This is a genomic window from Ascidiimonas meishanensis (assembly GCF_037782385.1).
Lineage (GTDB): Bacteria > Bacteroidota > Bacteroidia > Flavobacteriales > Flavobacteriaceae > Ascidiimonas > Ascidiimonas meishanensis.
Genome location: NZ_JBBEXD010000005.1, coordinates 1 through 16,602 on the forward strand (window position 1 = coordinate 1; position 16,602 = coordinate 16,602).

The following is a 16,602-nucleotide window of genomic DNA, read 5'->3' on the forward strand; positions in this document are numbered from 1 at the left end:
TTTCAGTATTCTATAAGTAGGTCGCATAAGGTTATCTGTATAAGGTAAAGTTTCCAACAAATTCTCTGCCATCAAAATCGGCATTAAGTTTCACCACGTACCAGTAATCACCTGTTGGTAATTCACTGCCATCGTAAGTTCCTAACCAGGACTCACCTTGTCTTAATTCTGCAATTAAGCGTCCGTAGCGATCATAAATACGCGTTATAATGTCTGGGAACGATTCCGTGTTTTTAGGGCTCCACGTATCGTTATTTCCATCTCCATCTGGTGTAAAGAAATTAGGGATAAAAATATCTATGAATTCTATAAATATTTCTGTCTCGGCTTCACAACCATTGGCATCAACAACTCTTACTGTATAAGTTCCGGTTTGATTAACAGTAAAGGTGTTATCATTTCCGTTGAAAACATCATTAAAATAATATTCATAAGGTGGTAAACCACCAGATGCATCTGCAACAATTTCATTAATGGCGCCTTCATTGGCTAAAATTCCTAAAGCAGGTATCGCTGGTACATTAAATGTAACACTATCTTGACAACCATTCGCATGTTGAATTACTACGGTGTGGTCCCCGGGTGTTAGGTTTTCAAATCTACCATCTAATTGACCAGTAGTATCTCCATCTAAGAAATAGATTACATCATTGGCAACATCTGGATTTACCGTTACATCAACATTTGTAGTAGGAATGTTTTCTTCGCAAAAAGTTTCCAAAGCTGCCTGTGGATTAATGACAACACCTTCTGGTAATTCTACTACTACTTGACTTTCACAACCATTTGCATCTTCAATCAAGACAACATAAGTATATCCTCCCTCAAGACCATCATAACGAACTCTATTCAATTCAAATGGCATATCTACTAAGTTTGGATTGTTTGAAACAATCTTTGTTGAATAGGGAGCAGTTCCACCTGTAATATTAACTTCAATAAACGCATCAAGATCTCCCACACACGCTTCGGAAGCAGAATCTTGAACAGCTCCTACTAATGGATCTGGTGCAATAATTTCTCGCTCAAATACAAATGGTCTACAACCTTGAGTATCTTGAGCAATTATGGTATACATACCTGGAGGCAACTCATCAAAAGTATTCTCATCCTGAAATTCATTAAGGTTTGGTGAGATGGCAAATTGATATTGACCCGTACCACCCTCTAACTCAATAGTGATACTTCCAAAGTCATCTGTACATAATGGATTATTTATTAAAGGTTGTCTCGCCGTAAGTGGCATTCCTTCATTGATTAATACATCAACAAAATCGGTACAATCATTACTATCTACCACTACTCTATATCCTCCAGCTGGAAGTCCTGAGAAAATATCTTCTGCTTGACCAGGTCTGAATGGTGTGATTAGGTCTGAAGACTGATATAAGGTAAATACGTAGTTTCCAAGTCCGCCGGAAGCTTTTACTTGAATTAATCCAGTAGTTTCTCCGTTGCAATTTACATCTACCACCAGTTCTTCAATAATTTCCAGTTCTGGTATCGGATCAATTGTTACTTGATTGGAAAGTTCAGAAATACACATATTGGCATCTCTTACATAATATCTATAAGTACCAACAGGTGCGGGCAATGTTATGCTGCTGGCAAAACTACCCGTAAAGTTCACACCGTCTGTTCCATAGCTGTAAGGGCCTACTCCACCAGTAGCAGTTAAGGTAATGCTACCATCTGTTAAACAGGTAGGAGCTGTTTCCTGTGCTAAGGATGCAAATACTTCAGTAGGCTCTATAATATCCACTTCATTAGAAGTCGCATCACAATCCCATCCATCAATTACAGTAACGGAGTAACTTCCAGCACCAAGGCCCGTAAATAAATTACTTAATTGAGCAGCAGTTGAAGAAACAATGTTTCCACTTCCATCTAAATAATTAAGAATGTATCTATATGGCTGTCCTGCCTCTACTGATGGTCTACCACCGTTGGCAGTAGCTTCAATACTTGCTGTTACTTCACCTTCACATATAATCATACCAATCTGTGCAGCAGTAGCTGTAATGAAAGGAGGTTGCGTAAGATCTATGTTTCTTGTAATTACACACCCTCTGTCATCAGTAATCGTAGCAGTATAACTTCCTGCGGATAAACCGGTAAATTCAAAACTAGCCACATCTGTTGCATTATAACTTTGAGTTGTGGTTGTGTTTAAAAGTACAATGTCATATAATGGCCATCCGCCATCGCCAACCACTAAAATAGCTCCTTGATCGTTAGTACAAGTCACATTTGCAGTAGCGGTAAGTACAGCATCTAATGGTCTGTCTGGAGAAGCAATGGTTACAACATTTGAGTTTTCATCACAGAATGGAGCATCTAAGGCTTCAACCGCCACATAAAGGTTTCCAGAAGGTAAAGATCCAATAGTTATTGGGTTCTGGGTAGTAGTAACTGCACTTCCTGAACCTACGTTATTTCCACCATCATCAAATACAATATAATTATATCCTCCTGTGTAATTTTGTATTTCAAGAGTGATTTCTCCATCAGTATCACCAAAACAGGTTATTGGAGTAATTGCCGTAGCAATGGCAATAATCTCATCAAAAGGTGCTACCGTATAAGGTGCACTATCAATATAACATCCGGTTACATCATCAAATACTCTAAATACATAGGTTCCTGGGGTAGCTAATTGATAGATGGCATCTACATCTCCACTTGGTGTATCCTGAACATCAGTTCCTGCAGGTCCACCTACTGGTAGAATATCAAATGTATAATCGCCAGAACCACCAGTAACCGTTACTATTACTTCTTCTGGATTATCACAAGAAATTGCACCCGCATTTGCAGCGGTTGGATTTCTCATAACATCAACAGCGGTCATCACAGGTAACGGATCAATAGTTTGGGTAGGTAATATAAATGTACACCCATTATCATCTCTGACTACAAAATCATATGTTCCCGCTGTAGTTACCGTGTAGACAAATACATCTCCACCTGTTGGAATAAACCCACTACCATTTACGCTATATGTATAAGGTGCAGTTCCTGTTCCTGAGGTTATGGTTATTTCAATAGATGCTGTTTGAACAGCGTTGTTAGGATCACAACTAAAATCAACTACATCTGTAACCGCAACATCTAAAGCTAAGGGTTCATTTATAGTGATGGTATCTGTACCAATACAGTTTCTGTTAGAAGTAACTGTAATAGTATAGGTTCCTGCATTAAGCCCAGTAAACACATTGGTAGTTTGCGTAATCGCAGGATCTACCCCATTATCTATGGTAAATGTATAGGGTGGATTATCATTAGCAGGATCTGGCTCCAGATTAATGGTAATACTACCATTAGCATCACCATTACAAGTGATATCCGTTTTCTCAGTAGGTAATAAAGTTACCGGAGTTGCAATTTCTAAGGTAATTACATCATTAGTTGTACATGCGGGTGCACCTACACTAATGTCTTCAAATACAACGGTATAATTTACACCTCCATTTAAATTTGTAAAGGTAAAGGAAGCACCCGTTCCTGTAGCTACGGTAGCTCCACCTCCATCAAGTAATGTATATTGATAGCTTGCAGGATTCCCACTTCCTCCGCTTCCTGTAGCTGTAATACTACCGTCGTTATTAAGACAAGAAGGCTGTGCATCTACATCAACACTAAAGTCAATTGGTGGATATATAATAATAGTATCAGTATCTGTACATCCGTTGGCATCTCTTACGGTCACGGTATAGGTACCTGGCGCAGAGACTGTAAATGTGGGCGAGTTTTGGAAACCAACCCCATCAACACTGTATTGTAATGGCGCTACCCCAGTGCCTGTTGCAGTAAATGTGTAGGCAGTGCCATCCGATGTACATTGGTCAGCAGCAAAAGCAGGTACAGATACAGTAGGCTCTGGATCTATGTCTACGGTAATGTCTACTTGGGCCGTACAAATATTGGCAGCTGCATCTCTCACATGCACCGTATAGGTAGCTGGATAGGTAGCCGGATTAACCTCTAAGAAGTTATCGGTAGTAAACACCCCAATAGGATCTCCTTGTGGTACAATAGAATATTCATAGGTACCATTACCTCCTGTAGCGGTAGCTGTGATAATAGCCCCTACATTACAGTTGGCTAGTGTAGCAGCAGCAGTTACAGCTACGGGCGCATCTGGCGAGCTAATAGTGACTACATTGGTAGTTTCTTGACAGAAAGGCACCTGAGTTTCCACTACTCTAATGGTATAGGTATCAACTGGTAGTCCAGCGATGGTAATAGTCTCTGGCGAGTTTCCGTTACCTGAAGTCACGGTAGCACCGCCACTATCCAGTACAAAGTAATCATAGGTACCCGTATAATCTGCAGTAGTAAGGCTTAATTCACCGTCGCTACCACCAAAACAGGTAACATCTTGTGAAAGACTTGCACTTACTGAGATCAGATCAAAAGGAACAATTTCGTAGGTAATAGTATCGAAACATCCAGTAATATTATCATCTACTCTAAAAGAATAGGTTCCTGGAGTAGTTAAGGTAAACTGATTACTTGCCTGAGGCGTACCAGAAGGTAACTGTGTATAGGAGTAATCACCAGACCCTCCAGAAACAATGAGATCAATAATTTCCGGTTGCGTACAATCAATCGCTTGTACCTGATTGCTATTGTCAATAGCAATCCTCTGAATAGGTGCTACGGTTTCACTCACTGGGAATGTACATCCGTTCGCATCTCTCACTGTAATCGTATAGGTAGCATCTGCACTTACAGCGAATACACCACCATTATCTACAAAGTTGACTCCGTCAATACTAAATAAGTAAGGTGCGGTACCTCCTGCTGGAGTAACTGTAATTTGCGCATCGTTTTGTGAGTTATCTGATGGATCACAAGTAAAAATAGTAGAGGTAGCTGTAGCCGTAAGATCTGCAGGCTGATCGATAACAATAGTTTGTGTGTCTTCACATCCTTTCGCAGAGATCACCGTTACATTGTAAGTACCTGCAATGAGTCCTGTAAATACGGGATCTGTTTGCGTAGTGGTTCCCCCATCAAGGCTGTATAGGAATGGCGGATCATCAGTAGCATTTAAGGTAACTGTAATGGTACCATCAGCCCCCCCAAAGCAGCTTACATCGGCTTTGGCTAAAGAGAAGTCAACAGGAGCAGGTGCTTCTAGGGTAATGACCACAGTATCTGTACAATTGGTGGTAGTATCTTCTACCTCAAGTGTATATGTACCATCGGCTAATCCACCAAATACATTGGCCGCTTGAAAAGCACCAACGGCAGGCGCTGTAATTCTGTACTGATAGTTTCCTGACCCACCAGAGGCAGTAAGGGTTATTTCTCCGGCATTTGCAGGGTTACAGAATACCTCTGCGGTAATACTTCCCTGTAAATCTAAAGGCGGGTATATAATAATAGTATCAGTATCTGTACATCCGTTGGCATCTCTTACGGTCACGGTATAGGTACCTGGCGCAGAGACTGTAAATGTGGGCGAGTTTTGGAAACCAACCCCATCAACACTGTATTGTAATGGCGCTACCCCAGTGCCTGTTGCAGTAAATGTGTAGGCAGTGCCATCCGATGTACATTGGTCAGCAGCAAAAGCAGGTACAGATACAGTAGGCTCTGGATCTATGTCTACGGTAATGTCTACTTGGGCCGTACAAATATTGGCAGCTGCATCTCTCACATGCACCGTATAGGTAGCTGGATAGGTAGCCGGATTAACCTCTAAGAAGTTATCGGTAGTAAACACCCCAATAGGATCTCCTTGTGGTACAATAGAATATTCATAGGTACCATTACCTCCTGTAGCGGTAGCTGTGATAATAGCCCCTACATTACAGTTGGCTAGTGTAGCAGCAGCAGTTACAGCTACGGGCGCATCTGGCGAGCTAATAGTGACTACATTGGTAGTTTCTTGACAGAAAGGCACCTGAGTTTCCACTACTCTAATGGTATAGGTATCAACTGGTAGTCCAGCGATGGTAATAGTCTCTGGCGAGTTTCCGTTACCTGAAGTCACGGTAGCACCGCCACTATCCAGTACAAAGTAATCATAGGTACCCGTATAATCTGCAGTAGTAAGGCTTAATTCACCGTCGCTACCACCAAAACAGGTAACATCTTGTGAAAGACTTGCACTTACTGAGATCAGATCAAAAGGAACAATTTCGTAGGTAATAGTATCGAAACATCCAGTAATATTATCATCTACTCTAAAAGAATAGGTTCCTGGAGTAGTTAAGGTAAACTGATTACTTGCCTGAGGCGTACCAGAAGGTAACTGTGTATAGGAGTAATCACCAGACCCTCCAGAAACAATGAGATCAATAATTTCCGGTTGCGTACAATCAATCGCTTGTACCTGATTGCTATTGTCAATAGCAATCCTCTGAATAGGTGCTACGGTTTCACTCACTGGGAATGTACATCCGTTCGCATCTCTCACTGTAATCGTATAGGTAGCATCTGCACTTACAGCGAATACACCACCATTATCTACAAAGTTGACTCCGTCAATACTAAATAAGTAAGGTGCGGTACCTCCTGCTGGAGTAACTGTAATTTGCGCATCGTTTTGTGAGTTATCTGATGGATCACAAGTAAAAATAGTAGAGGTAGCTGTAGCCGTAAGATCTGCAGGCTGATCGATAACAATAGTTTGTGTGTCTTCACATCCTTTCGCAGAGATCACCGTTACATTGTAAGTACCTGCAATGAGTCCTGTAAATACGGGATCTGTTTGCGTAGTGGTTCCCCCATCAAGGCTGTATAGGAATGGCGGATCATCAGTAGCATTTAAGGTAACTGTAATGGTACCATCAGCCCCCCCAAAGCAGCTTACATCGGCTTTGGCTAAAGAGAAGTCAACAGGAGCAGGTGCTTCTAGGGTAATGACCACAGTATCTGTACAATTGGTGGTAGTATCTTCTACCTCAAGTGTATATGTACCATCGGCTAATCCACCAAATACATTGGCCGCTTGAAAAGCACCAACGGCAGGCGCTGTAATTCTGTACTGATAGTTTCCTGACCCACCAGAGGCAGTAAGGGTTATTTCTCCGGCATTAGCAGGGTTACAGAATACCTCTGCGGTAATACTTCCCTGTACATCTAAAGGTGGATATATATCAATGGTTTGTGTTTCACCGCACCCATTTGCATCTTGTATAGTAACCGTATGGGTTCCTGAACTTAAATTAGTTAGGTTAAAGGTTGCTGCATTATTAGCTTGAAATGCACCTCCATCAATACTATAACTATATGGAGCAATACCATCTACCGTTCTGTTAACTGTAATTGAGTATCCACCTTCTGTAGCGGTACATTGATCTGTTACCGCTAAGGTTATTTCAGGAGAAGGATCTGTAGGTACATTAATTCCAGCAGATTGGATACAATCATTGGCATCTTTCACATAAACCACGTAATCACCACCTTCAATATTGAATACACTTGCAGTGCTTCCAGCCCATGTAGTTGCATCTGGAGCAGGATCACCTAAAACAGTAAGTTGGAATTCATAAGGAGCGGTACCAAACTGCCCTATAGCGGAGATCTCTCCTGCATTAACATTACAGTTATCATTTTTAATTAAAGTAACCGTAGGAACTAAAAGGTTTGAAGATTGCGTAATAGTAAACTCATCACTTCCAACAGTACAGCCTGTAAAAGCACCGCCAACCTCAGTAAATAAAATAAAATAAAGTCCGGGTGCTAAAGCTCCAAAATCAATTTCAGAGATAGGTCCCGTAGGTGGGTTGACAGCAATACTTCCTGTTTGTCCTGTAGGAGTATTGGTTTGTGCATTATAAATCTCATAATTTACCTGTGTGGCGCCAGCATCATAATTATCAATAGTAAATGAAACGTTACCATCTGCATTTCCGGTGCAACTTACATTATTGGTGTCATCAATTGTTGAAGTAAGTGATGAAGGTGTGTCAAGAGGTGTATCTGCCTGCTCAAAATAGTAACAATCAGTTACACTATCATAGACCACAAATGTATAGGTAATCCCAGGAATTAATCCTGTAAATGTGGATGTATAAGGGTCTACTCCTGGATTATCAGCAGGCTGATAAACTGGGTCTGGAAACAATGGCATTGGATTCTGGAAAATCGCAAAGAAAAACGGACCAGTACTAATAGGATTACCAGAAGTTGAAGTAGAGTTTACCTGAACTATAGCGGTAGCACCTACAGCACAATTAGCCGTAGAAGTTGACACATCAATGATAAGGTCATCTGGAGGAGATGCAATTACAATATTTTGTCTTTTTAATGAACATCCATTTGCATCTACCACATCTACTTCATAAACTCCAAAAGTCAGAATTTGAAAAGAGTGATCCTCTCCTCCCGAGGTGGTAGTATATGAATCAATATAGCCGAGGTTGTTCGTTACGGTATAAACATATTCGGCAGTACCTCCAGCTACATTTTCAACAATAATTTCACCAAAACTGGTACCTCCTGGGTTGTTACAGGAAATATCTACGGTTGATATATCAAAGGAAATTGGGTTTGGTTGACTGATAGTAATGGTTGCCGTATCTGTACATTGCTTACTATCAGTAATAGTGATGGTATAATCTCCAGCTGTTAATCCAGAGGTTTGTGTTCCAAAGTCGGTTCCAGAAGTTGTATTTAATACATTAATAACGAATGGAGGTGTTCCGAAGTTTGGATCTATGGTAATATCAATAGCAGCATTGCTATCTCCATTACAAAGTATATTTTGTGTTTGAATTACCGAAGTAATATCAGGATTAGTGATAGGGGCAACAGTTACTGTATTAGTTACAAATTGACACCCTTGAGTATCGGTAACTCTAAAGGTATAGTCTCCAGCATTGCTCACAGTATGTGTACTACCTGGGATACTTGCAAAAGCTCCTCCGTTAAAAGACACTTCATAGGTATATCCGGGATATCCATTAGCAGCGGTAATATCCATTACTGCATCAGGTGAAGGCGAGCAATCTAAGTCTTTGGTAAGAACAGCAGAAGCAGTTAATGCATCGTTAATAACGATGGTATTAGAAGTAGCTGTACACCCAAAGTCGTCTCTTACCTCTACGGTATAGGCACCAGGTGCTAATCCTGTAAAGGTATTACTGGTTTGAAAAGCCCCTCCATTAAGACTGTATTCATAAGGCGTATTACCACTTGCGGCAGTAGCTGTAATGGTTACCCCTGTAGTTGTATCATAGCAGAAGGTATCTGCAGCAATGGTTACGGTAGGTAATACCGGTGGATTGATGGTTAAGGATTGTGTTTCTACACATCCTCTTGCATCCTGGACAAAGATATCATAGGTGCCTGCAGTAAGCCCTGCAAATATATTGTTGTTTGAATAGGTCACATCTATCCCTGCGGTAGCTGTATTGTCAAGTTGATAGGTATATCCACCCCATCCATCTGTAGCATTTACGGTAAGTACTGCATCATCAATACAGGTAAGAGGCGATAGGGAAGTTGTAAAATCCAAGGCAGCAGTAGGTCCTGCAATGGTAACCACATTAGCTGTATCCGTACAAAATGGATATGCATTATCGGTTACTACAACGGTATAATCATCAGGAGCGAGACCAGTAACGGTTTCCGTAGTATTGGAAGAAGTACCAGAAGCAACTACGGTAGTTGCTGCATTGAGCACTTGGTAATTGTAAGTACCTGTAAAGTTACCAACGGTAAATGATAAACTACCATCATTAGCCCCAAAACATACTTCATCATTTACAATCTGAGCAGTAACGGTAATAGGAGTAATATCATCAATAGTAAAGTCTTCCTGAATGGTACATCCTTTAGCATCTGTTACTAGGAATGTATAGGTACCTGGCGCTAAGCCAGTAAAAGTATCGTTGTTTGCATTATTCACCGGAGCAGGTGCAATAATCTCAAAAGTAAATGGCGCATTTCCATCTACCACACTCACGGTTACATCTGTAGTAAGCGCAGGACATTGTACTGGGCTTGCAGTAAAGTTTAGGTTGGTAGGTTCGTTAAGCGGATCAAGGGTTACAGGATTCGTAACAAACGTACATCCATTAGGAATATCTCTAACAGTGATAGTATAGGTACCATCAGTAAGTCCTGAAAACAGGGGTGACCCTTGGAAGTTTACTCCATCAATGCTATATTCAAAAGTACCCGTACCCCCTGAAGCGGTACCTCCCTGAATAGTAATAGCGCCATCGCTAAGACATGTATACTCGGTATCAATAATAGCCGTAGCAGTAATAGGATTTGCCGGATTTAATGTAATGGCAAAAGTTTGTTCACATAGCTTGCTATCACGTACGGTGTAGTTATAGGTTTGTGCGGTAAGTCCTGCATATACAGTTTGTGCTGTAAATGGGCCACCATCAAAACTAATAAGGTATGGCGGTGTACCTATGGAGGCATCAATAGTAATGGTAACTTCTCCATCCGCACCACTATCACAGCTTACTTCATTGGTAACAGCTGCGGTTGCTACGGGCAGATCAGCTGGATTAACGGTGATGACATTGGTACTCACCACACACCCTTGAGTATCGGTAACTCTAAAGGTATAGTCTCCAGCATTGCTCACAGTATGTGTACTACCTGGGATACTTGCAAAAGCTCCTCCGTTAAAAGACACTTCATAGGTATATCCGGGATATCCATTAGCAGCGGTAATATCCATTACTGCATCAGGTGAAGGCGAGCAATCTAAGTCTTTGGTAAGAACAGCGGAAGCAGTTAAGGCTGGATTGACGGTAATACTAGCGGTGGCTGTACAGTTTTTACTATCCGTAACTTCAACGGTATAAGAGCCAGGTGCTAATCCTGTAAAGGTATTACTGGTTTGAAAAGCTCCTCCGTTTAATCTGTATTGAAAAGGCGCTGTTCCTCCGGAAGTTACAGTAGCAGTGAGTGTTAATCCAACGGTGGGATCAAAACATATATCATTAGCAGTAACGTCAAGTATGGGAGCAACTGCAGAAGTTAATTCAAATGTCTTTTGAACTTCACAACCATTGGTATCTCTTACGGTAATAGTATAGGTGCCTGCTGTAGTAAGTCCAGTAAATGTATTATTAGCTTGGAACCCAAGAACAGAGGTATCAGGTAAGGTAAGTTGATAACTGTATCCACCCCATCCACCAGTGGCATTAATGATAACAGACCCATCATTGGTACATGTAACATCAATTACATTAAAGGTAAAATCCAGGGCAGCTGGTGGCCCATTAATTGTGATGCTATCAGTATCTGTACAGTTAGTGACAGTATCCGTAACAACAATGGTATATGTTCCTGCTCCTAGTCCAGTTAGTGGAACATTATTTCCTGAGGCTAGGGTACCTGAGAAATTAGTGGGTCCGGTAACATTATAGTCAAAAGTATTAGGACTATTTACCGTAAATAGTAGTTCACCATCTGTATCTCCTAAACAAGTAATATTGTTTACCAAAGATCCTACGACATCAATTTCCGTAATATCATTAATAGTTAGGTTTTCAGTATAACTACATCCATTAGCATCAGTAACTACAAAAGTATAGGTGTTTGGTAAAAGTCCAGCAAAATTCCCATCATTGTTAGAAGTAATGGCAGCTGCTGGAGCTGTAATTTCATATGTAAGTGGAGCTACGCCGCCAGTTGCTACTGCAATAACATCTACTGCTTTTCCATTATCACAACTCACTTGAGGAACGGTAAAGGTAAGATCTGTAGGTTCACTGTTTACTGGGATATTGACGGTATTGGTTTGCAAAACACAACCATTGGCATCTCTTATAAAAATAGAATAATCACCAGGAAGTAATCCTGAGAAAGAAGTAGCACCTCCAAAGTTTATGCCATCTATGCTATATTGATAAGCCGGGGTTCCACCCGAAACAGAACCAGAAACAATACTTACAATCCCATCTGGTGTATTACAGGTATAAAACTGGGTTACTTCGGCTTCACCAAGAATAGGTGAAACATCGTTGATGGTTACATCAAAAGGAAATGAACATTCTTGATTTCCTTTTTGCTGATTGATAACAACCTGATAATCACCAGCTACTAAACCAGTAAATGTGCCTGTTTCATTAGAAGCAATAACATTTCCACCATTGTCCAAAAGGTCAAAATCTACCTTATATCCTTGTGAATTGGTAATGGTAACTATTACAGATCCATCACTTAAACCTGCACAGCTAATATCATTGGTGTCTATTGTATAGGTAACATCAGGTTCTATAATAATGGTAACAGGATTTGAAATAGCAAAGCAGTTATTTCTATCTACTACTACGAATTCATAAGTACCTTCTTGTCCTATTGAAATATCGAAAATAACGCTGGTTTGAAACTCGCTGGCAGGGATGTCGGTGACATCACTATAAAGATCAGTTCCATTATAACTCCAGATAGCATAATTATATGGAGTTTGTCCACCTGAGGCATTCATTTGAATATTACCTTCTCTACAGGTAATGTTTTGTGAAACAGATGCGGTGAGTGAAAGGTCAGAGAAATTTTCTATGGTAACGTCCCCGGTAAAGGAACAGCCGTCATCCGTAGTGGCTGTTACCGTATAGGTACCAGGATTTAGATTGTCAAATGTGTAATCATTATCATTAGAAGGTCCAAAAGTATCTAAAGTGGTTCCTCCCTGTGCTATTTCAAAATAATATTGAGGTTCCACATCATTCATTTGTACACGAACAGAACCTAACTGGCCTAAACAAAATACGGGTTCTGGTATGAGATCCACATTAAAATCACGAGCCCTTACATCTACATCAGGTAAAGTGAAAATACAAATGTTACCCGCTACATTTTTTTGACGAATATAAATAGTATAGGTACCAGCAGTTGCAATATTGAAAACAGGACTGTCTTGGTAGGGACCAGCAATATCTAAGCTATATTCATAATCAGTTGGCACATTTGTAACCGTAATACTACCTGGAGTATTACAAACAATATCCTGTACAATAGCATCAGGGGTTAATAGGTTTTGAGAAACGTTAAAATAAAACCTATTAAAACATCCGTTTTGATAATTGATTACAATACGGTATTGTCCGGCATCGTTTACGTTAAAATCGTTTCCGGTTTTAATATCCACCCATGTACAGGTTTGATTCTTATTAGCACAATTATCAATACCTACTGCAGGACAACTTGATTCATCAAGACGTTGCCATGTGATATCATCAGAATCGGTAATATCTGTATCTAAAAATCGTGTATCGGTTCCACCGCAAAGGAATATTTTAGGAAGATCATCTCCATCATTTGGGCACGTAACTACTTCGTCTGCAAAAGGAATTACCGGATTAGTAGCCGTATTTCCGAAAAGAATAACATTAATAGTTTCATCAAAACTTAAACAAGGAGCAGGCGCAGTTTTAGTAACTGTGTAAGTACCCACTTGTGTAACGGTTAACGTATTACTAGGGCCATCTTGAAGAATGTTACCCCCACTGTCTCTCCACTGGTAATTTAAAAACCCTTCACCAGCTGTAAGTACGACTGATGTACCACAAAGTACTTCATCTCTTGTAAAATCACAATCACCTAAATCAGTTAAGAAGTTGGTAGAACCAGGAATACCAAAATCGCAGTTATCAAAACCTGCGAAACTAGGGTCATCAGAAATTTCATTATCATTAATTACCCCTTGATAATATTGAAATGCTTGATTTTGTACTATATTAGAACAAGCATCTCTTAATTCATTACAACTATTTACTACTCTTACTTTAAACCTGATTTCATATTCGGGATCACCAATTTCCACATAACCGTCGGGAATATCAAATTCTATGGTTGATGTAGCGGCATCATATGTATAGGTAATTTGTTCAGTAGGGCTTAATGGAGCTGGAAGAATAATATCTCCCGCTTGTATGGTACCGTTAGGCGGGAAATTTACGTTTACGGGAAGTACATCTCGAATGCGATAGTTAGTACCATCATCATTACCACGATTTTGAAATTTTAATACATAAACAATTTCCTGTCCAAGCGTAATCCCTGCGCCACTAATATCATTACCCGCACCATCTTCTACCGTTTTAGCTAAGGCTATTTCGGGCTCAATTACTTCAATAGCAAAAGTGGCTAGAAAGGCACCATACCCATCTCCATTTGTTATAAGTCTTAAAGTGGCTGCGGTTTCTCCATTTCCTATCACAGAATTGGCTGGATTATCCATATTAAAAATATCCGCATCAAAGCCTAGGGTGTTATCGCTGTTAATATTACGGGTAGCAACATCTACTCCATCAATGGTTATATTGGAGTTAAAGAAGTTGTTTCCTGGGTTTGCAGCATTGGATAGTCTAATAAAACCATCATTGGAAGGTCCTCCTGATGCAGGCTTGCCAGCAGCTTTTATACGAAGTTCATCGTTTCTAATCCCTAAATCACCTTCTAAGGCAGCAACACCTAATCTATTTCTAACAGGCCCTACTGGAATGGTGGTAAACCCATTCACATCAATATCCACTCTTGCATTAGGATCTCCATTATTATCTCTACCCTGCACGCCATTATAACCATCAAATGTGGTAATATATTTTCCTGGTAATGTAGGATTTTCGTAAACAACTACCAGTACCCAACCGGCTGCACTCCCCCCTAGTCTACGGCCTCTTGCCGCTCTCATGTCTGCAACAAAATACTCACCGTTCGCATTAGGTAATGGGGATATTAAGCTGGTCACATCTGCGACACAAACGTATGGGGAATCTTTAAACGAGTTTGGTGGATCTGCAGCATTAAAACCATCAAAACGTACAATATCTGCGGTAACATTTTCATAAACACCTCCGGGTACTTTAAATTTGACCGTAGTAAATTCTTCGCTTCTTCCATTACCGTCTCCAATATATTGAAGTGCACTACCTGTTTGACCTGGCGTTCCGTCTGGGGCACCACGATCAAATGGATATACAGCAGACCAATACAGCGCTGCATAACGCACATTGGTACAATCTGCATCTGGTAAGTTTAGGGTAGAACTACTTGAGCTAAACGTAGTAGGATCACCATCAATATCTATGTATTCTACATTAAAACTGTTATTGTTGGAGGTACCGTTGTAAGGATTATTAGCCTGAGATGGATTATTAACATTGGCTCTGTTAATAATACCATTAGCTAAGAAAGTTACATCTCCTTTAATGTTAGTTTCAAAACGCTTTTCAAAACCTGGGGGTACAGGTGTTTGTGCGTATACAGCACTAAAGCCTACTATAAAAAAGTAGGCAGTAATGAGTAAGTTTTTGGGGCTAAGTAGGTTTGTTTTCATCATAAGACGTAATTAATATTCACTCGCATGATCCAGATATCATCGTAGTACGAATTGTCTAGATTGGAGTAGTACGAGGCAAGTGCACTATTCCAGCTGTCATGCTTTTTGAGATAAACGTATCTGTAATTATTTTCGGGGTTAATAAAATAATCTGCTTCTATGCCTTTCTTTTTAAGATTGGCAATAAAACGGTCAGCATTAGACGGAACGGAAAATACATTAGCAATAATATAGTATCCGTCTTCCTCCGAAGCTATACTAACAATGGCTCCTTTTTTTGCTGTTTTTCTTTTTTTACTCGTATTCTTAGAATACAATTGTCTTATTTCTTCTTCTGTTTTACTATCTACATCTAAAAGTTCGGTATTAGTGTTTTGGGTAACCGATGTGTCATTTGAAACGGAAGTTTTTATTCTGTTACTTTTTTCTTTGTTGTCTTTTGTATTTGAAATATTTACTACCGGGTTTTTATTGGTATTTACCGGTGTATTTACACGTTTAGTTGTTTCATTTTTATTAGATTTTTCTAAGGTATTTTCATCTAATGATTTGGTATCCTCCTCACTACTAGCAACCTGAGAATTTGCGACTTTTACAGGCGATGTAATACGTGTAGTTTTAATATTGTCTTTTTCAGTATCGCTTATAATAGTTACTTTGGGATCCTTATATTCTGGTGTTGTACGGAGTCTTTTTTGAGCACTTTCTGGAGTTTTCTTAACAGGAGTGTTGATCTCTTTTTTTGAATTTTCTGCTAGCATAGTTCCATCATAATCATTCTCTACACTCATAATCCAGATATCCTCTTGATAAGAATTATTTAAGTTAGATTTATAGGCATCCATTGCTTCCTGCCAGGTATCATAACGTTCTAAATAAACGTAATCTAAATTATTTTCTGAATTTTTAAAATACGAAGCATCTAAACCGCGTGCCCCAAGATTTTCTACAAATTTATTGCGATAAAAGCGTCCTTTTTTAGTTTCGCTATAAACATTTGCTATAATGTAATATCCACCTTTAACACCAGTTAGATTTTTTACAGACTGTTGTCTTATTTTATTTGCCTTAGCGGCTTTCACAAAATCACTATTTTCTTTACTATACGCAGTTTTCCCCTTAGCGGTTTTAGAATTAGTAGTTTTTCTGTTTGCATTTCCTGTTCTTTTGGAATCTATTTTAGAGGCAACTGTAGTGTTATCTTGTACAGGATTGTCCTTCATTGACTTCATAAGGTGGTAAAACCTTTTTTCAATATCTTCTGTAACAGCGCGCTCCATAGAGTCTTGTTTGATAATCAATTCTGCCAATACCTGATTATTTTCTGC

At 39.7% G+C, this 16,602-nt stretch carries 1 protein-coding gene; it reads right to left on the reverse strand.

From position 1 onward, the window contains the following. Positions 1 to 31 precede the first annotated feature (31 nt). On the reverse strand, positions 32 to 15,274 hold the full coding sequence (locus tag WBG07_RS10320; RefSeq protein ID WP_340200975.1) for a T9SS type B sorting domain-containing protein: 15,243 nt from the start codon (positions 15,272 to 15,274) through the stop codon (positions 32 to 34). Between the last annotated feature and the right edge of the window lie 1,328 nt (positions 15,275 to 16,602).